Below are 18,725 nucleotides of genomic sequence, written 5' to 3' on the forward strand. Positions count from 1 at the left end.
CCGGAGCCGGAGCGTGCGATTGACCAGCCGTTCCTGATGCCGATCGAAGACGTATTCTCTATCGCTGGCCGTGGTACCGTAGTAACCGGTCGTGTAGAGCGCGGTATCGTTAAAGTTGGTGAAGAAGTGGAAATCGTGGGTATCAAAGATACCACCAAGACCACCTGTACCGGCGTTGAAATGTTCCGTAAGCTGCTGGACGAAGGTCGTGCAGGCGAGAACATCGGTGCACTGCTGCGTGGCGTGAAGCGTGAAGACGTAGAGCGTGGTCAGGTACTGGCCAAGCCGGGCACCATCAAGCCGCACACCAAGTTCGAATCTGAAGTGTACGTACTGTCCAAAGAAGAAGGTGGTCGTCATACCCCGTTCTTCAAAGGCTACCGTCCGCAGTTCTACTTCCGTACTACCGACGTGACCGGTACCATCGAACTGCCGGAAGGCGTAGAGATGGTAATGCCGGGCGACAACATCAAGATGGTTGTTACCCTGATTGCGCCGATCGCGATGGATGACGGCCTGCGTTTCGCTATCCGTGAAGGTGGCCGTACCGTAGGTGCTGGTGTTGTAGCTAAAGTTATCGCTTAATCTTTGGCTTACATAAATAAAGCAAAGCCCCTATAATAGGGGCTTTCTTATGCAGGGGCGTAGTTCGAATTGGTAGAACAGCGGTCTCCAAAACCGATGGTTGCGGGTTCGAGTCCTGCCGCCCCTGCCATATACCTCGTCTCGTACGGGGCTTTTGTGTCTTTGGTTACGTCAGATACAGGTGGGTTGTATGAGTGTTAGTTCTGAGAACCAGGGCGGAAGCAAGGATACCCTGCTTTGGGGCCTGGTTTTCATTATCCTGGTGGCCGCTGTAGTAGGTAATTATCTGCTGAGCGATGTTATTGCTGCCGTCCGCGCCTTGGGTGTGGTCATTGTCATCGCTGCTGCCGGTGCAGTAGCCCTGCAAACCACCAAAGGGAAGGCAACACTGGCATTCGCCCGTGAGTCTCGCCTGGAAGTCCGCAAGGTCGTATGGCCAACCCGTCAGGAAGCCATTCAGACAACCCTGATTGTGCTGGCGGTGACCGCCGTGATGGGGCTGCTGCTGTTCGTTCTGGACGGCGCCTTGGTCTGGTTGGTCAACCTGATTACCGGTGTGTAAGGATAAGCCATGACTGAACAACGTGAACAGCGTATGAGATGGTATGTCGTGCAGGCGTTTTCCGGCTATGAAGGCCGTGTCGCCAAATCCCTGCGCGAGCATATCAAGATGCATGGCATGGAAGACATGTTCGGTGAAGTACTGGTCCCGACCGAAGAAGTGGTCGAGATGCGTGCAGGCCAGAAGCGCAAGAGTGAGCGCAAGTTTTTCCCGGGCTATGTCCTGGTTCAGATGATCATGGATGAAACCACATGGCACCTGGTGCGTAACGTACCGCGCGTCATGGGCTTCATCGGCGGTACTTCCGACCGTCCGGCACCGATCTCCGACAAAGAGGCCGATGCCATCCTGAACCGTCTGCAGGATGCCCACGACAAGCCGCGTCCGAAAACCCTGTTTGAACCGGGTGAAATGGTGCGGGTTGCCGATGGTCCGTTTGCCGACTTCAATGGAACCGTTGAAGAGGTGGACTACGAGAAGAGCCGCGTGAAGGTTTCTGTACTGATCTTCGGTCGTTCTACTCCCGTTGAGCTGGATTTCGGTCAGGTCGAAAAGGGCTGATTGATTTCTGTTCACTCAACAGTTGTCAGGGGCAGCGAATATCTCTATAATTCTCTGCCCCTTTATTAGTTGGGGAGCCGTTTGCAGGAGCATGTCTCCGAGGCGCTAGAACCCATTTTTGAGGTAATTTCCTAATGGCTAAGAAAGTCACAGCTTATATCAAGCTGCAGGTTGCTGCTGGTGCAGCCAACCCGTCTCCTCCCGTTGGTCCTGCACTGGGTCAACACGGTGTTAACATCATGGAATTCTGTAAGGCGTTCAACGCTCGTACAGAAAAGCTGGAAAAAGGTTCACCGACCCCGGTCGTGATCACCGTTTACAGCGACCGTTCCTTCACCTTCGAAACCAAGACTCCGCCTGCTTCCTTCCTGCTGAAGAAAGCTGCTGGCATCAAGTCTGGTTCTGCCAAGCCGAACAAAGACAAGGTTGGTAAGGTGACCGTAGCCCAGCTGCAAGAAATCGCCAAGACCAAAGAACCGGATATGACCGGTGCCGATCTGGATGCAAAAGTACGTTGCATCGCAGGCTCCGCTCGTTCCATGGGTCTGGTAGTGGAGGATTAAGACAATGGCTAAACTTTCCAAGCGTATGCGCGTTATTCGCGAAAAAGTTGACGGTACCAAAGAGTACTCCATCAACGAAGCCATTGCCCTGCTGAAAGAACTGGCTACCGCCAAGTTCGTTGAAAGCGTTGACGTTGCTGTCAACCTGGGTATCGACGCTCGTAAATCTGACCAGAACGTACGTGGTGCTACTGTACTGCCGCACGGTACCGGTCGTGATGTACGCGTTGCCGTATTTACCCAAGGTGCCAATGCCGAAGCAGCTAAAGCTGCCGGTGCTGACCTGGTAGGTATGGATGACCTGGCCGATCTGGTTAAGAAAGGCGAGATGAACTTCGACGTAGTTATCGCATCCCCGGATGCCATGCGCGTTGTTGGTCAACTGGGTCAAATCCTGGGCCCGCGCGGCCTGATGCCGAACCCGAAAGTGGGTACCGTAACCCCGAACGTTGCCGAAGCTGTCAAGAACGCCAAGGCTGGTCAGGTTCGTTACCGTAACGACAAGAATGGTATCATCCATACCACTCTGGGTAAGGTTTCTTTCAACGAAGTTCAGCTGAAAGAAAACTTGGAAGCTCTGCTGGTTGCCCTGAAAAAAGGCAAGCCCTCTTCCGCCAAAGGTCAATTCATCAAGAAAGTCAGCATCTCCACCACCATGGGTGCCGGTGTTGCCGTAGACCAAGCTTCTCTGGAAGCTCAGGCCTAATTGATGGGTTTTACAAGGCGCAAAATTTAATCTATAATTTTGCGCCTTGATTGGTTGGGGGTTTCGACCTCCGTCCAAGACCGCAGGAGGCTGTAAAGCCTTAATGTTTCCTGCGTAGACGGTGCCGGAAACCCAGCGAGAAAGATTCTTTCTCTTCTGGAATCCTGCTACCGCATCGTTCCCCTCTGTTGTAAAGGTAGGGGGGATGTGTCAGTACTGGGTCAATAGACCCGGATTCAATCCAGGAGTTAAGCCAATGGCATTGGGACTCGAAGACAAAAAGGCAATTGTTGCTGAAGTCAACGAAGCTGCCAAAGGCGCTCTTTCTGCAGTTGTTGCCGATTCTCGCGGTGTCACTGTAGACAAGATGACCGTCCTGCGTAAAACCGCTCGTGAAGCCGGTGTGTACATGCGCGTTGTGCGTAACACCCTGCTGCGTCGCGCGGTAGAAGGTACCGAATACGAGTGCCTGAACGACGCATTTACCGGTCCTACCTTGATTGCTTTCTCTAACGAACACCCGGGCGCTGCTGCTCGTCTGTTCAAAGAGTTTGCCAAAGCGAACCAAAAGTTCGAAATCAAGGCTGGCGCTTTTAACGGTGAGTTTATCGCCGCAGCACAAATTGATCGTCTGGCCACGCTGCCGACCTACGACGAAGCAATTGCGAAGTTGATGGCGACTATGAAAGAAGCCTCTGCTGGCAAGCTGGTTCGTACCATCGCTGCTGTGCGTGATCAGAAGCAAGCTGCTGCTTGATTCTCGCCTATCTAGGCTGTTTGAGTTTATTCAACATCAGGAATTTTTGTCATGTCTATCACTAAAGACCAAATCATCGAAGCCGTTGCTTCCATGTCTGTAATGGAAGTTGTTGAGCTGATCGAAGCTATGGAAGAGAAGTTCGGTGTTTCTGCCGCTGTTGCTGTTGCTGCCGGTCCGGCCGCTGAAGCAGTAGAAGAGAAGACCGAGTTCGACGTAGTTCTGACTGCTGCTGGCGCCAACAAAGTTGCCGTCATCAAAGCCGTTCGTGGCGCCACCGGTCTGGGCCTGAAAGAAGCCAAAGATCTGGTAGAAGCTGCTCCGGCTAACCTGAAAGAAGCCGTCTCCAAAGACGAAGCTGAAGCTCTGAAGAAAGAGCTGGAAGCTGCCGGTGCTTCTGTTGAGATCAAATAATCTGCATTTATGTAGATTAGCCTGATAAAACAGGCTAGGGCTGGTGAATTTTTGTTCACCAGCCTTTTTGCGCTGTAGACTGAGAGCATTTCACACCGTTTACGACTCTCGGTGCACCAGCAATCCGGACTGTCTTCTTTCGTCCGGGCCAACACAAAACGGTGTTGAGACAGAGCTGTCCCGCGGGACAGAGTGGGTCACTTATCAGCGAGCTGAGGAACCCTATGGTTTACTCTTATACCGAAAAAAAACGCATTCGTAAGGACTTCGGTAAGCGAGACCAGGTACTGGACACGCCTTATCTGTTGTCCATTCAGCTGGACTCCTTCAAGCAGTTCATCGAGGCTGACCCGGAAGGTGAATATGGCCTAGAGGCCGCTTTCCGTAGCGTTTTCCCGATCACCAGTTACTCCGGTAGTGCTGAGCTTCAGTATGTCAGCTATCGCCTGGGTGAGCCGGTATTTGACGTAAAAGAATGCCAGATCCGTGGAGTGACCTACTCCGCGCCGCTGCGTGTCAAGCTTCGTATGGTTCTGTACGACCGTGAAGCAGCTGCCGGCACCGTCAAAGACATCAAGGAACAAGAAGTATACATGGGCGAAATTCCGCTCATGACCGAGAACGGCACCTTTGTTATCAATGGTACCGAGCGGGTTATCGTCTCCCAGCTGCACCGCAGCCCGGGCGTCTTCTTCGACCACGATAAAGGCAAAACTCATTCATCCGGTAAGGTACTGTATAACGCTCGCGTTATCCCCTACCGTGGCTCCTGGCTGGACTTCGAGTTTGATGCGAAAGACAACCTGTTTGTCCGTATCGACCGTCGTCGCAAACTGCCAGCATCCATTATTCTGCGCGCCCTGGACTTCACTTCCGAACAAATCCTGGCCACCTTCTTCGAGACCATCGGTTTTGAAGTAAAAGATGGCAAGTTGATGATGGATCTGGTGCCGGAGCGTCTGCGTGGTGAAACTGCGACCTTTGACATCGTGGCCAATGGCGCCGTGGTGGTTGAGACCGGTCGTCGTGTGACTGCGCGTCACATCCGTCAGTTGGAAAAAGACGCCGTTACCCAGATTGAGGTACCGGTTGAGTACGTTGTTGGCAAAGTTGCAGCCAAGGACTACGCACATCCGCAAACTGGCGAACTGGTAGTGGCAGCCAACCAGGCGCTGAGTCTGGAAGCGATTGCCAACCTGTCCCAGGCCGGCTTCAAGCATTTCGAGGTTCTGTTCACCAACGAACTGGATCACGGTGCCTACATGTCCGAGACCCTGCGCGTCGATTCCAGCACCAACCGTCTGGAAGCGCTGGTAGAAATCTACCGCATGATGCGTCCGGGCGAGCCGCCGACACGTGAAGCAGCAGAGCAGCTGTTCGAAAACCTGTTCTTCTCTGCCGAGCGTTACGACCTGTCTACCGTAGGTCGGATGAAGTTCAACCGCCGTCTGGGTCGTGAAGACGAGACTGGCGCTGGCGTACTGACCAAAGACGATATCGTCGATGTAATGAAGCGCCTGATCGACATCCGTAACGGTAACGACGAAGTGGACGATATCGACCACCTGGGTAACCGTCGTATCCGTTCTGTCGGTGAAATGGCTGAAAACCAGTTCCGCGTCGGTCTGGTGCGTGTCGAGCGTGCGGTCAAGGAGCGTCTCTCCCTGGGCGACCTGGACACCCTGATGCCGCAGGATCTGATCAACGCCAAGCCGATCTCCGCCGCAGTCAAAGAGTTCTTTGGTTCCAGCCAGCTGTCCCAGTTTATGGACCAGAACAACCCGCTCTCCGAAGTGACCCACAAGCGTCGAATTTCCGCGCTGGGCCCGGGCGGTTTGACTCGTGAGCGTGCCGGCTTTGAAGTCCGAGACGTACACCCGACCCACTACGGTCGTCTGTGCCCTATCGAGACTCCTGAAGGTCCGAACATCGGTCTGATCAACTCTCTGTCCGTGTACTCTCGTACCAACGAGTACGGTTTCCTCGAGACCCCGTACCGCAAGGTCATTGACGGTGTGATCACCGACGAAGTGGACTACCTGTCTGCTATTGAAGAAGGCAAGTACGTGATCGCACAGGCTAACGCCGCGACCACCGAAGATGGCCGTCTGAAAGATGAATTGATCCCGTGCCGTCACAAAGGTGAATCCACCTTTATGAACGCCGACCAGATCCAGTATATGGACGTGAGCCCGCAGCAGATCGTATCTGTGGCAGCCGCTCTGATCCCGTTCCTGGAACACGATGACGCGAACCGCGCATTGATGGGTTCAAACATGCAACGTCAGGCTGTACCGACTCTGCGTGCTGACAAGCCGCTGGTAGGTACCGGTATGGAACGCGCTGTGGCCGTTGACTCCGGTGTAACCGTAGTGGCCAAGCGTGGCGGCGTAATCGACTATGTCGATGCCTCCCGTATCGTCCTGAAGGTCAATGAAGATGAGCTGATGCCAGGCGAAGCCGGTATCGACATCTACAACCTGACCAAATACACCCGTTCCAACCAGAACACCTGTATCAACCAGCGTCCTTGCGTGATGTTGGGTGAGCCGGTCATGGCTGGCGACGTACTGGCTGACGGCCCGTCCACCGATCTGGGTGAACTGGCGCTGGGTCAGAACATGCGCGTCGCGTTCATGCCGTGGAACGGTTACAACTTCGAAGACTCGATCCTGGTGAACGAGCGTGTTGTTCAGGAAGATCGCCTGACCACCATCCATATCCAGGAACTGGCCTGTATCTCCCGTGACACCAAGCTGGGTCCGGAAGAGATCACTGCTGACATCCCGAACGTGGGTGAAGCCGCTCTGTCCAAGCTGGACGAGTCCGGTATCGTCTACGTGGGTGCCGAAGTGAAGGGCGGCGACATTCTGGTCGGTAAGGTAACCCCGAAAGGTGAAACCCAGCTGACGCCGGAAGAGAAGCTGCTGCGCGCCATCTTCGGTGAGAAGGCCTCCGATGTGAAGGACTCCTCCCTGCGTGTACCGAACGGTGTTTACGGTACCGTGGTTGACGTGCAAGTCTTTACCCGCGATGGCGTGGAAAAAGACAAGCGCGCCAAAGAAATCGAAGAGATGCAGCTGAAGGAAGCGAAGAAGGACTTGACCGAAGAGTTCAAGATCCTGGAAGACGGCATTTTCGGCCGCTCCCGCAACCTGCTGCTGGCCGCCGGTTACAGCGAAGATCGTCTGAACAAGCTCGATCGCTCCAAGTGGTTTGAACTGGCCATCGAAGATGAAGCCAAGCAGACCGAACTGGAGCAGATCGCTGAACAGCACGTTGAGCTGAAAGCCGAGTTCGACAAGAAGTTCGAGAACAAGCGTCGCAAGATTATCCAGGGTGATGATCTGGCGCCGGGCGTACTGAAAATCGTCAAGGTTTATCTGGCAGTCAAGCGTCGCATCCAGCCGGGTGACAAGATGGCGGGCCGTCACGGTAACAAGGGTGTTATCTCCAAGATCTGTCCGGTCGAGGATATGCCTCATGACGAGTTCGGCCGTCCGGTCGACATCGTACTGAACCCGTTGGGTGTACCATCCCGTATGAACATCGGTCAGATCCTCGAAGTGCACCTGGGCCTTGCGGCCAAGGGTATCGGCGAGAAGATCGATCGCATGGTCAAAGAGCAGCGCGAGCTGCACGAGATGCGCAACTTCCTGCAACAGGTCTATGACCTGGGCGAGAAGGACACCCAGCAAGTGAACATCGCCGAACTGTCTGATGACGACGTACGTACCCTGGTGGGTAACCTGCGTAAGGGTCTGCCGGTTGCTACTCCAGTGTTTGATGGTGCCAAAGAGCGCGAAATCAAAGCCCTGCTGAAGCTGGCCGATCTGCCGGAATCCGGTCAGATTGATCTGTTCGATGGCCGTACCGGTAACCGCTTCGAGCGTAAAGTAACCGTTGGTTACATGTACATGCTCAAGCTGAACCACTTGGTCGACGACAAGATGCACGCGCGTTCTACCGGTTCTTACAGCCTGGTTACCCAGCAGCCGCTGGGTGGTAAGGCTCAGTTCGGTGGTCAGCGTTTCGGTGAGATGGAAGTGTGGGCCCTGGAGGCTTACGGTGCGGCATATACCCTGCAGGAAATGCTGACCGTCAAGTCTGACGATGTGAATGGCCGTACCAAGATGTATAAGAACATCGTGGATGGCGACCACCGTATGGAGCCGGGCATGCCCGAATCCTTCAACGTATTGCTGAAGGAAATCCGCTCTCTGGGTATCAACATCGAGCTGGACGAAGAGTAAGAGCTCGCTCTTATTGTTCGAGAATTGACGTGGGCGCCCCGCTGTTTTGGCAGCCGGGGCGCCGAGGTTAGACTCCTGACAGGGGAAACACGTGAAAGACTTACTCAAGTTTTTGAAGGCTCAGACCAAGACCGAAGAGTTTGACAGTATCAAGATCGGTCTGGCCTCTCCTGACATGATCCGCTCCTGGTCATTCGGTGAGGTCAAAAAGCCTGAGACCATCAACTACCGGACTTTCAAGCCGGAGCGTGATGGTCTGTTCTGCGCCCGTATCTTCGGACCGGTGAAGGACTACGAGTGTCTGTGCGGCAAGTACAAGCGCCTGAAACACCGTGGTGTGATCTGTGAGAAGTGCGGCGTTGAAGTGACCCAGACCAAGGTCCGTCGTGAGCGTATGGGCCACATCGAGCTGGCCAGCCCGACTGCCCACATCTGGTTCCTGAAGTCCCTGCCGTCCCGTATCGGTCTGCTGCTGGACATGACCCTGCGCGACATCGAGCGCGTGCTCTACTTCGAATCTTTCGTCGTAATCGAGCCGGGTATGACCAACCTCGAACGCAGCCAGATGCTCTCTGAAGAGCAGTACCTGGATGCGCTGGAAGAGTGGGGCGATGAATTTGACGCCAAGATGGGTGCCGAAGCAATCCTGGCATTGCTGCGCGCTATCGATCTGGAAGGTGAAGTCAAAACCATGCGTGAGGAGCTGGATCAAACCAACTCCGAGACCAAGCGCAAGAAGACCACCAAGCGTCTGAAGCTGATGGAAGCTTTCCTGCAGTCCGGCAACAAGCCGGAGTGGATGATCATGACAGTGCTGCCTGTGCTGCCGCCGGACCTGCGTCCGCTGGTACCGCTGGACGGCGGCCGTTTCGCGACTTCCGATCTGAACGATCTGTACCGTCGCGTGATCAACCGTAACAACCGCTTGAAGCGTCTGCTGGATCTGGCTGCTCCGGACATCATCGTGCGCAACGAAAAGCGTATGCTGCAAGAGTCCGTCGATGCGCTGCTGGATAACGGCCGTCGCGGTCGTGCCATCACCGGTTCCAACAAGCGCCCGCTGAAATCCCTGGCCGATATGATCAAGGGTAAGCAGGGTCGTTTCCGTCAGAACCTGCTCGGTAAGCGTGTCGACTACTCCGGTCGTTCCGTTATCACCGTAGGCCCGACTCTGCGTCTGCATCAGTGCGGTCTGCCGAAGAAGATGGCGCTGGAACTGTTCAAGCCGTTCATCTATGGCAAGCTGGAAACCCGCGGTCTGGCGACCACTATCAAGGCCGCCAAGAAGATGGTGGAGCGCGAAGAAGCTGTCGTTTGGGATATCCTGGACGAAGTTATCCGCGAACACCCGGTTCTGCTGAACCGTGCACCGACTCTGCACCGTCTGGGTATCCAGGCATTCGAACCGACTCTGGTCGAAGGCAAGGCAATCCAGCTGCACCCGCTCGTTTGTGCTGCGTATAACGCGGACTTCGACGGTGACCAGATGGCTGTTCACGTACCGCTGACCCTGGAAGCCCAGCTGGAAGCGCGTGCGCTGATGATGTCTACCAACAACATCCTGTCGCCTGCATCCGGTGAGCCGATCATCGTTCCTTCTCAGGACGTGGTCTTGGGTCTGTACTACATGACCCGCGCCCGCATCAATGCGAAGGGTGAAGGTATGGTGCTGTCCGGCCCGAAAGAGGCCGAGAAAGTGTACCGTGCCGGTCTGGCCGACCTGCATGCTCGCGTCAAGTGCCGCATCACCGAGTACGTGAAGAACGAAGCCGGTGAACTGGTTGCCAAGACCGAGATGAAGAACACCACCGTTGGTCGTGCGATCCTGAGCCTGATCCTGCCGAAAGGCATGGAATACGCCCTGATCGACGAGCCGAAGGTGCTGACTGCTGCCGAGCAGGCCGATCTGGACGCCAATCCGCAGAACTGGATCAAATCTGTATCCAACAAGGCGCTGGGCAAAAAGCTCATCTCCCGTCTGCTGAACACCTGCTATCGCAAGCAGGGGCTGAAGGACACCGTTATCTTCGCTGACCAGCTGATGTATACCGGTTTCCACTACGCGGCGCTGTCCGGTGCTTCCGTTGGTATCGATGACATGGTCATCCCGGATGCCAAGAAAGACATCATTGCTTCTGCCGAAGCCGAAGTTGCCGAGATCCAGGACCAGTTCCTGTCCGGTCTGGTAACTGCGGGCGAGCGTTACAACAAGGTTATCGATATCTGGGCCAGCGCCAACGAGCGCGTCTCCAAGGCCATGATGGAGAACTTGTCCAAAGAGCGTAACGTCAACTCGCTGGGTGAAGAAGAAGAGCAGGCCTCGTTCAACAGCATCTTTATGATGGCCGACTCTGGTGCGCGTGGTTCCGCCGCCCAGATCCGTCAGCTGGCCGGTATGCGTGGCCTGATGGCCAAGCCGGATGGCTCCATCATCGAGACCCCGATCATCGCGAACTTCCGCGAAGGTCTGAACGTACTGCAGTACTTTATCTCTACCCACGGTGCTCGTAAGGGTCTGGCGGATACCGCACTGAAGACTGCGAACTCCGGTTACCTGACTCGTCGTCTGGTAGACGTGGCGCAGGACATGGTGATCACCGAGGACGATTGCGGCACTACCGACGGTCTGTGGATGACTCCGCTGATCGAGGGTGGCGACGTGGTCGAGCCGCTGCGTGAGCGCGTGCTGGGTCGTGTGGTGGCAGAAGATGTCATCAAGCCGGGTACCGAGGACGAGATCCTGGTCGCTCGCAACACCCTGCTCGACGAGCAGCTGTGTGACCTGCTGGAGCGTAACTCCGTTGACCGTGTGAAGGTACGTTCTGCCATCACCTGTGAAACCGACTTCGGTAACTGTGCTCACTGCTACGGCCGTGATCTGGCCCGTGGTCACCTGGTTAACAAGGGTGAGGCTGTCGGTGTTATCGCCGCCCAGTCCATCGGTGAACCGGGTACCCAGCTGACGATGCGTACTTTCCACATCGGTGGTGCTGCATCTCGTGCCGCTGCTGAAAGCAGCATCCAGGTCAAGAACACCGGTACCATCAAGCTGCAGAACGCCAAGTTCGTTCACAACAGCGATGACAAACTGGTTATCACCTCACGTTCTACCGAACTGACCATCATGGACGACATGGGCCGTACCAAGGAAAGCCACAAGCTGCCTTACGGTTCCGTGTTGGAAGTGAAGGACGGCCAGGCCGTGAGCGCTGGCGAGACCGTTGCCAACTGGGATCCGCACACCCACCCGATCATCACCGAAGTGGCAGGTCGCCTGCAGTTCGAACACATGATCGATGGTGTGACCATCACTCGTCAGACCGACGAGCTGACCGGTCTCTCTTCTATCGTTGTTCTGGACGTCAACGAGCGTCCGAGCGCCGGTAAAGAGATGCGTCCGACCGTGAAACTGGTCGACCTGAACGGCAAAGACGTGATGATCCCGGGTACCGATGTAGCCGCCCAGTACTTCTTGCCGGGCAAGGCGATCGTGAACCTGGAAGATGGTGCCAACGTGGGCGTGGGTGACGCGGTAGCGCGTATCCCGCAAGAGTCCGGCGGTACCAAGGACATCACCGGTGGTCTGCCGCGCGTTGCGGATCTGTTCGAAGCACGTCAACCGAAGGAACCGGCAATTCTGGCCGAGATCTCCGGTACCATCTCCTTCGGGAAAGAGACCAAGGGCAAACGCCGTCTGGTCATCACCCCGACCGATGGTGGCAACGTCTACGAAGAGATGATTCCGAAGTGGCGTAACCTGAACGTGTTCGAAGGTGAAAAAGTTGAGAAGGGTGAAGTGCTGGCAGACGGTCCCGAGTCTGCTCACGATATCCTGCGTCTGCGCGGTATCAGCCCGGTCGCCAACTACATCGCCAACGAAGTGCAGGACGTTTACCGTCTGCAAGGCGTTAAGATCAACGACAAGCACATCGAAGTCATCGTTCGTCAGATGCTGCGCAAGTGCGAGATCCTGAGCGCTGGTGATACCGATCTGATCGAAGGCGAACAGGTTGAAGTGGCTCGTGTGAAGATTGCCAACCGTAAGCTGGTTGCCGAGGGCAAGACCCCTGCGACCTACCGTCATGTACTGATGGGTATTACCAAGGCATCTCTGAGCACCGAGTCCTTCATCTCCGCGGCTTCCTTCCAGGAAACCACTCGCGTTCTGACCGAAGCCGCCGTGGGTGGCAAGCGTGATGAACTGCGTGGTCTGAAAGAGAACGTCATCGTGGGTCGTCTGATCCCGGCTGGTACCGGCTTTGCCTACCACCACAGCCGGATCAACCAGCGTGCTGCCGCAGCTCGTGCTGTTGGTACCCCGCAGGTGACCGCTGATGAAGCGGAGCAGAACCTGGCGGATCTGCTGAACGCAGCCGGTAGCTTCGACGAAGAGTAACTCGTCATCCGTGATTGAAAAGGGCTCCTTCAAGGAGCCCTTTTTGTTGGCCAATTCCTCGGCAAAGGTAGACGCAGCGCGGGTTTCAGGATGATCCAGAGCAAAGTTGTAGAGTAAAAAATCAAAAAAAGTTGACTTTACTCCCCTGCAATTTAACACTCGGGAAAGTTGAATGGTTATTACAGGGGTAGAACATGACTGTCGGTATCGAGGAAGCCATGCTTCCCGAAGAACAGCTGATCAGCCGCACTTTTACAGATGAAGACAGGGAATTGTTGCGCTCATACGATGGGCTCATCGATGGCTTGGCCGAGCTGTTCGGCAAGCATTGTGAAGTGGTACTCCACTCCCTGGAAAATCTGCACGAGTCGGTGATCAAGATCGCCAACGGCTTCAATACCGGACGCACCCTCGGGGCGCCCATCACCGATCTCGCCCTGCGCATGCTCAAGGACATCGAGAGCACCGGCCAGGATTACACCCAGAGCTATTTCGCTCGCAGCCGTACCGGCGCGCTGATGAAGTCGAGCACTATCGCCATTCGCAACAGCGAGCGGCAAGTGGTGGGGCTTATCTGCATCAACCTGCACATCAATGCGCCTTTCCACGAGTTCGTGGCCGAATTTTTCCCGACGCCCCAGCAGGCGGCGCGTCAGTCACCAGAGACCTTCGCCAATAGTGTGGAAGAGCTGGTTGCCCAGACGGTGGATAACACTATCGACGAGATCAACCGTGATCCCACCGTGGCCAACAATGCCAAGAATCGCTTCATCGTGACCCAGCTGTTCGAGAAGGGCATTTTCGACATCAAGGATTCGATCAATCTGGTGGCGGACAAACTCAATATTTCAAAACATACCGTTTATCTTTACATCCGACAGCGCAAGCAGGGTGAAGACGAGAACGAGTAACTCATTCCAGAAGGGGATAGATGAATGGCTAAAGAAGTGATTGCAACCGACAAGGCGCCTGCCGCGATTGGTCCGTATGTTCAGGCTACCAAGGTTGGCGAGATGATCTTCACCTCCGGGCAGATCCCGCTCGATCCTGCCACCATGGAGATCGTGGCTGGCGGCATCGAAGAGCAGGCCGAACGGGTGATGAAGAATCTGGTTGCCGTGTTGCACGCTGCGGGTGCCGATGCCAGCAAAGTGGTCAAAACCACCTGCTTCCTGAGCGACATGAACAACTTCGTTGCCTTCAATCAGGTCTATGCCCGCTACTTTGGTGATGCTGCGCCAGCCCGCTCCTGCGTGGAGGTGGCCCGTCTGCCGAAAGATGTGCTGGTCGAAGTTGAGGCGATTGCCCATCTCTGATCAACAGATCGAATCAAGCCCCTCCTGGCAGGGGCTTTTTTGTTTTTGGCGTAAAATGGACCGGGTCAGCACAGGAGTCCTGCTATGAGTCTGAGTTTTGCCATCCTGGTCACGGGGCCTGCCTATGGCACCCAATCGGCCAGCACAGCCTATCGTTTTGCCCGCACCCTGTTGGCACAGGGGCATACCTTGTCCCACCTGTTCTTCTATCAGGACGGGGTCTGCAACGGCAACGGTCTGCATCTGCCAGCATCCGATGAGACCGACCTGGTGCGTCTGTGGCGAGAGCTGGCAGAAGAGCAGGGGATCCGTATCGACGTCTGCGTCGCCGCCGCCATGCGGCGCGGTGTGCTCGATGAACAGGAGGCCAAGGGGGCGGGGCTGGTGCACTTCAATCTGCAAGCGCCATTTTGTCTGAGCGGTCTGGGCCAGTTGGCCGAGGCTGCGCTCACCGCCGATCGGCTGGTTCAGTTCTAGGGGGAGTCATGAGCAAGAAAATCGCCTTTATCTGCAGTCGTGGCCCCCATGGTCATGCCGCCGGCCGGGAAGGACTGGATGCCCTGCTGGCCACCTCGGCCATGACCGATGAGCTGGCCCTCTTCCTGATTGGGGACGGTGTGCTGCAACTGCTCAAGGAGCAGCAGCCTGCCGCCATTTTGCAGCGCCACTACGCGCCCACCTTCAAGATGCTGGAACTCTATGACATCGAAGAGGTCTATGTTTGTGCTGACTCGCTGGCAGAGCGTGGCGTGACAGTGGATGATCTGCTGATCCCCGTCGAGAGTTTGCCGCGCCAGGAACTGGCTCGGCGCTGGGCACAATGTTCGACTCACATCAGCTTTTGAGGTCTCCATGTTGCATCTGATATTGAACTCCCCCTTTCAGAGTCAGGCTCTGGCAGAGGCGCTCTCATACCTTCAGCCCGAGGATGAGCTGGTACTGATGCAGGATGCCGTGATTGCGGCATCGGCTCCCCAGTGGATCGAGCGGTTGGCGGGTATCCCGCTGTATGTGATGCAGGAAGATCTGCAAGCCCGCGGTTTGCTGCATCGGGTGGGCAATGTGCTCGATATGGCGGGTCTGGTGGCACTGATTGCGCAAAAAGGTTCCCCGCGCACCTGGGGTGGCTGAGAAGCACATTTCCAAGAAAATTCAAGGTGATGTCGTGAAAGCAAGCGGATCCGAATTGCCCTTTTGTGACGCAAATTGTATAAATCTTGACTCCCCAGACAACAGGGCATAAAATTTCGCGTCCCCGTATCTGCGGGGAGGATTTTCCACACGTTTATGAAGTCATTATCAGGAGCCTTTTGATGGCAACTATTAACCAGTTGGTTCGCAAGCCACGCATCAAGCTCGTTGTGAAAAGCAACGTGCCGGCGCTGGAAGCGTGCCCTCAGAAGCGTGGCGTATGCACTCGTGTATATACCACCACCCCGAAGAAGCCTAACTCTGCACTGCGTAAAGTGTGCCGTGTACGTCTGACCAACGGCTTCGAAGTCACCTCCTACATTGGTGGTGAAGGTCACAACCTGCAAGAGCACTCTGTTGTTCTGATCCGTGGCGGTCGTGTAAAAGACTTGCCAGGTGTTCGTTATCACACCGTTCGTGGTGCGTTGGACTGTGCCGGTGTTAAAGACCGTAAGCAGGCTCGCTCCAAGTATGGCGTGAAGCGTCCTAAAGCTTAATGGTTCTCCGTTAAGTAAGGCCAAACGTTAATTCGTTTCTAGTTAGATAGCTTTCTAGTTTTGGGTAATCCCTGAAGTTACGGAGAATTTGAAATGCCAAGACGTCGTGTTGTTGGTCAGCGTAAAATCCTGCCAGATCCCAAGTTCGGATCAGAGCTGCTGGCTAAATTTGTCAACGTAGTAATGGTTGACGGTAAGAAATCTGTTGCAGAAGCCATTGTTTATGGCGCCCTGGACATCATTGCCACCAAATCTGGCAAAGAGCACCTGGCCGTATTCGAAGAAGCTCTGGATAACATTCGTCCGGCGGTCGAGGTTAAATCTCGTCGCGTCGGTGGTGCAACCTATCAGGTTCCGGTAGAAGTTCGTCCGGTACGTCGCAATGCTCTGGCAATGCGCTGGTTGGTTGATGCCGCTCGTAAACGTGGTGAAAAATCAATGGCTCAGCGTTTGGCTGGCGAGCTGCTGGATGCCGCTGACAATAAGGGTTCGTCTGTCAAGAAACGTGAAGACGTTCACCGTATGGCTGAAGCGAACAAAGCCTTCGCTCACTTCCGCTGGTAATCCGCTTGCGCAGGGTCTTTTGGCTCTGCGCACCTTTAATTATCTAGGGACAAGCGCCTTAGTAAGAGGATGACAATGGCTCGTACAACCCCCATTGAGCGTTATCGTAACATCGGTATCTCCGCTCACATTGACGCCGGTAAGACTACTACTACCGAGCGCGTACTGTTTTACACCGGTGTAAGTCACAAGATCGGTGAAGTTCACGATGGCGCTGCCACCATGGACTGGATGGAACAGGAACAAGAGCGTGGTATCACCATCACCTCCGCCGCGACCACCGCTTTCTGGTCCGGTATGGGTAAACAGTTCCAACCGCACCGTATCAACATCATCGATACCCCGGGCCACGTTGACTTTACTATCGAAGTAGAGCGTTCAATGCGTGTTCTGGACGGTGCCGTGATGGTGTACTGTGCCGTAGGTGGCGTACAGCCACAGTCTGAAACCGTATGGCGTCAGGCTAACAAGTACAAGGTTCCCCGTATCGCGTTCGTCAACAAGATGGACCGTACCGGTGCCAACTTCCTGCGTTGTGTTGAGCACATCAAGACCCGTCTGAAAGGTACTCCGGTTCCCCTTCAGCTGAACATCGGCTCTGAAGAGAACTTCAAGGGCGTTGTTGACTTGGTCAAGATGAAAGCCATCAACTGGAATGAAGCTGATCAGGGCGTATCCTTCGATTACGAAGACGTCCCGGCTGAGTTGCTGGAACAGGCGCAAGAAATGCGCATGAATCTGGTTGAAGCCGCTGCTGAAGCGTCTGAAGACCTGATGGAAAAATACCTGGGCGGCGAAGAGCTGACCGAGGAAGAGATCAAAGGTGCTCTGCGTCAGCGCGTGCTGAACAACGAAATCATCTTGGTAACCTGTGGCTCCGCGTTCAAGAACAAGGGCGTACAGGCAATGCTGGATGCCGTGATCGAGTACCTGCCGGCTCCGACCGACGTTGCTGCTATCGACGGCCTGAAAATGGACGGCGAGACCAAAGACGAGCGTCACGCTTCCGATGACGAGCCGTTCTCTGCTCTGGCGTTCAAGATCGCTACCGACCCGTTCGTTGGTAACCTGACCTTCTTCCGTGTCTACTCTGGCGTGATCAACTCCGGTGACACCGTGCTGAACTCCGTCAAGGACAAGCGCGAGCGTTTTGGCCGTATCGTTCAGATGCATGCCAACAAGCGTGAAGAGATCAAAGAAGTACGCGCTGGTGACATCGCTGCTGCCATCGGTCTGAAAGACGTGACCACTGGTGACACCCTGTGTGACCCGAACGCACCGATCATCCTCGAGCGTATGGAATTCCCGGAGCCGGTAATTTCTATCGCGGTTGAGCCGAAAACCAAGGCTGACCAAGAGAAGATGGGTCTGGCACTGGGCCGTCTGGCTCAGGAAGATCCGTCCTTCCGCGTATGGACTGACGAAGAGTCAGGTCAAACCATCATCGCTGGTATGGGTGAGCTGCACCTGGACATCATCGTTGACCGTATGCGTCGCGAGTTCAAGGTTGAAGCCAACGTAGGTAAGCCGCAGGTTGCCTACCGTGAAACCATCCGTACCACAGTTAAAGACATCGAAGGCAAGCATGCCAAGCAGTCTGGTGGTCGCGGTCAGTACGGTCATGTTGTTATCGACATGTACCCGCTGGAAGAAGGCAAAGCATACGAATTCGTCAACGACATCAAAGGTGGTGTCATTCCTGGTGAATTCATCCCGGGTGTTGATAAAGGTATCCGTGAGCAGCTCAAATCTGGTCCGCTGGCTGGTTACCCGGTTATGGATCTGGGTGTGCGTCTGCACTTCGGTTCTTACCACGATGTCGACTCTTCCGAACTGGCGTTCAAGATCGCTGCTTCCATGGCCTTTAAGGCTGGCTTCATGAAGGCCAACCCGGTTCTGCTCGAACCGATCATGAAAGTAGAAGTTGAAACTCCGGAAGATTACATGGGCGACGTTATCGGTGACCTGAACCGTCGTCGTGGCCTGATCGAAGGTATGGAAGATGGCCCGTCCGGCAAGATCGTACGTGCTCTGGTGCCGCTGGCCGAAATGTTCGGTTATGCAACTGCACTGCGTTCCGCTACCCAGGGTCGCGCTTCCTACGCCATGGAATTCGCCAAGTATCACGATGCACCGACCAACGTTGCACAAGCCGTGATCGAAGAGCGCAAATCCAAGTAATTTAAGATTCCCCGCCTACGACGGTAGGCGGGTTTAACCTAGAAGGACTACGTCGTGTCTAAAGAAAAATTTGAGCGTAATAAACCGCACGTAAACGTCGGCACCATCGGCCACGTTGACCACGGTAAAACCACCCTGACTGCAGCTATCACCAACGTGCTGGCCAAGCACTTCGGTGG

At 55.2% G+C, this 18,725-nt stretch carries 18 protein-coding genes and 1 tRNA gene; all 19 read left to right on the forward strand.

The window, feature by feature from the left end; all coding sequences use genetic code 11:
* On the forward strand, positions 1 to 585 hold a 585-nt coding region (locus tag G5193_RS21465), incomplete at its 5' end, for an EF-Tu/IF-2/RF-3 family GTPase (RefSeq protein ID WP_421179904.1).
* 53 nt (positions 586 to 638) lie between these two features.
* Positions 639 to 715: transfer RNA gene (locus G5193_RS21470), tRNA-Trp, on the forward strand.
* Positions 716 to 775: 60 nt separating this feature from the next.
* Positions 776 to 1,147, forward strand: a complete 372-nt coding sequence (gene secE / locus G5193_RS21475; protein WP_005341843.1) for a preprotein translocase subunit SecE — start codon at positions 776 to 778, stop codon at positions 1,145 to 1,147.
* Between the two features lie 33 nt (positions 1,148 to 1,180).
* Positions 1,181 to 1,708 (forward strand): transcription termination/antitermination protein NusG, encoded by a 528-nt coding sequence (gene nusG, locus G5193_RS21480; RefSeq protein ID WP_019840195.1) that lies wholly within the window; start codon positions 1,181 to 1,183, stop codon positions 1,706 to 1,708.
* 134 nt (positions 1,709 to 1,842) lie between these two features.
* Entirely contained in the window at positions 1,843 to 2,271 is a 429-nt protein-coding gene (gene rplK, locus G5193_RS21485; RefSeq protein WP_026456244.1) for a 50S ribosomal protein L11, read from the forward strand.
* A 4-nt stretch (positions 2,272 to 2,275) separates the two neighbouring features.
* Positions 2,276 to 2,977 (forward strand): 50S ribosomal protein L1, encoded by a 702-nt coding sequence (rplA, locus tag G5193_RS21490; protein WP_005339888.1) that lies wholly within the window; start codon positions 2,276 to 2,278, stop codon positions 2,975 to 2,977.
* A gap of 256 nt (positions 2,978 to 3,233) precedes the next feature.
* Positions 3,234 to 3,734 carry a 50S ribosomal protein L10 gene (gene rplJ, locus G5193_RS21495; RefSeq protein WP_216952230.1) on the forward strand — a complete coding sequence of 167 codons (501 nt, stop codon included), beginning with the start codon at positions 3,234 to 3,236 and terminating at the stop codon, positions 3,732 to 3,734.
* 51 nt (positions 3,735 to 3,785) lie between these two features.
* Positions 3,786 to 4,148 (forward strand): 50S ribosomal protein L7/L12, encoded by a 363-nt coding sequence (rplL, locus tag G5193_RS21500; protein ID WP_005341840.1) that lies wholly within the window; start codon positions 3,786 to 3,788, stop codon positions 4,146 to 4,148.
* A gap of 224 nt (positions 4,149 to 4,372) precedes the next feature.
* The gene (gene rpoB, locus G5193_RS21505; RefSeq protein WP_421207314.1) at positions 4,373 to 8,401 is read left to right on the forward strand and encodes a DNA-directed RNA polymerase subunit beta; all 4,029 of its coding nucleotides are present in this window, start codon (positions 4,373 to 4,375) and stop codon (positions 8,399 to 8,401) included.
* 91 nt (positions 8,402 to 8,492) lie between these two features.
* Positions 8,493 to 12,797 (forward strand): DNA-directed RNA polymerase subunit beta', encoded by a 4,305-nt coding sequence (gene rpoC, locus G5193_RS21510; protein WP_421207316.1) that lies wholly within the window; start codon positions 8,493 to 8,495, stop codon positions 12,795 to 12,797.
* Between the two features lie 194 nt (positions 12,798 to 12,991).
* On the forward strand, positions 12,992 to 13,708 hold the full coding sequence (locus G5193_RS21515) for a helix-turn-helix transcriptional regulator (protein WP_005339902.1): 717 nt from the start codon (positions 12,992 to 12,994) through the stop codon (positions 13,706 to 13,708).
* A gap of 24 nt (positions 13,709 to 13,732) precedes the next feature.
* The gene (locus G5193_RS21520) at positions 13,733 to 14,113 is read left to right on the forward strand and encodes a RidA family protein (RefSeq protein WP_005339904.1); all 381 of its coding nucleotides are present in this window, start codon (positions 13,733 to 13,735) and stop codon (positions 14,111 to 14,113) included.
* 84 nt (positions 14,114 to 14,197) lie between these two features.
* Entirely contained in the window at positions 14,198 to 14,590 is a 393-nt protein-coding gene (gene tusD / locus G5193_RS21525; protein WP_103250731.1) for a sulfurtransferase complex subunit TusD, read from the forward strand.
* Between the two features lie 8 nt (positions 14,591 to 14,598).
* Entirely contained in the window at positions 14,599 to 14,958 is a 360-nt protein-coding gene (gene tusC, locus G5193_RS21530) for a sulfurtransferase complex subunit TusC (RefSeq protein WP_005341830.1), read from the forward strand.
* Positions 14,959 to 14,965: 7 nt separating this feature from the next.
* Positions 14,966 to 15,244: a sulfurtransferase complex subunit TusB gene (tusB, locus tag G5193_RS21535; protein ID WP_204384624.1), complete on the forward strand. Its 279-nt coding sequence runs from the start codon at positions 14,966 to 14,968 to the stop codon at positions 15,242 to 15,244.
* A 182-nt stretch (positions 15,245 to 15,426) separates the two neighbouring features.
* A complete protein-coding gene (gene rpsL / locus G5193_RS21540) occupies positions 15,427 to 15,801 on the forward strand; it encodes a 30S ribosomal protein S12 (RefSeq protein WP_005306278.1) in 375 nt (124 codons plus the stop codon).
* A 93-nt stretch (positions 15,802 to 15,894) separates the two neighbouring features.
* Positions 15,895 to 16,365, forward strand: a complete 471-nt coding sequence (gene rpsG, locus G5193_RS21545) for a 30S ribosomal protein S7 (protein ID WP_005339911.1) — start codon at positions 15,895 to 15,897, stop codon at positions 16,363 to 16,365.
* A 75-nt stretch (positions 16,366 to 16,440) separates the two neighbouring features.
* Entirely contained in the window at positions 16,441 to 18,546 is a 2,106-nt protein-coding gene (gene fusA, locus G5193_RS21550; protein WP_021229318.1) for an elongation factor G, read from the forward strand.
* A gap of 54 nt (positions 18,547 to 18,600) precedes the next feature.
* On the forward strand, positions 18,601 to 18,725 hold a 125-nt coding region (locus G5193_RS21555), incomplete at its 3' end, for a GTP-binding protein (protein ID WP_234887766.1).

This window comes from Aeromonas sp. 601027 (assembly GCF_049174455.1).
GTDB lineage: Bacteria > Pseudomonadota > Gammaproteobacteria > Enterobacterales > Aeromonadaceae > Aeromonas > Aeromonas veronii_A.

Bases quoted from the DNA above. Each gene is read 5' to 3' on its own strand.
- rpsL (WP_005306278.1), top strand. From the start codon at position 15,427: ATGGCAACTATTAACCAGTTGGTTCGCAAGCCACGCATCAAGCTCGTT.
- tusC (WP_005341830.1), top strand. From the start codon at position 14,599: ATGAGCAAGAAAATCGCCTTTATCTGCAGTCGTGGCCCCCATGGTCAT.
- tusD (WP_103250731.1), top strand. From the start codon at position 14,198: ATGAGTCTGAGTTTTGCCATCCTGGTCACGGGGCCTGCCTATGGCACC.
- rpoB (WP_421207314.1), top strand. From the start codon at position 4,373: ATGGTTTACTCTTATACCGAAAAAAAACGCATTCGTAAGGACTTCGGT.
- rplA (WP_005339888.1), top strand. From the start codon at position 2,276: ATGGCTAAACTTTCCAAGCGTATGCGCGTTATTCGCGAAAAAGTTGAC.
- nusG (WP_019840195.1), top strand. From the start codon at position 1,181: ATGAGATGGTATGTCGTGCAGGCGTTTTCCGGCTATGAAGGCCGTGTC.
- rpsG (WP_005339911.1), top strand. From the start codon at position 15,895: ATGCCAAGACGTCGTGTTGTTGGTCAGCGTAAAATCCTGCCAGATCCC.
- rplJ (WP_216952230.1), top strand. From the start codon at position 3,234: ATGGCATTGGGACTCGAAGACAAAAAGGCAATTGTTGCTGAAGTCAAC.
- secE (WP_005341843.1), top strand. From the start codon at position 776: ATGAGTGTTAGTTCTGAGAACCAGGGCGGAAGCAAGGATACCCTGCTT.
- tusB (WP_204384624.1), top strand. From the start codon at position 14,966: ATGTTGCATCTGATATTGAACTCCCCCTTTCAGAGTCAGGCTCTGGCA.
- G5193_RS21515 (WP_005339902.1), top strand. From the start codon at position 12,992: ATGACTGTCGGTATCGAGGAAGCCATGCTTCCCGAAGAACAGCTGATC.
- rplL (WP_005341840.1), top strand. From the start codon at position 3,786: ATGTCTATCACTAAAGACCAAATCATCGAAGCCGTTGCTTCCATGTCT.
- fusA (WP_021229318.1), top strand. From the start codon at position 16,441: ATGGCTCGTACAACCCCCATTGAGCGTTATCGTAACATCGGTATCTCC.
- rplK (WP_026456244.1), top strand. From the start codon at position 1,843: ATGGCTAAGAAAGTCACAGCTTATATCAAGCTGCAGGTTGCTGCTGGT.
- G5193_RS21520 (WP_005339904.1), top strand. From the start codon at position 13,733: ATGGCTAAAGAAGTGATTGCAACCGACAAGGCGCCTGCCGCGATTGGT.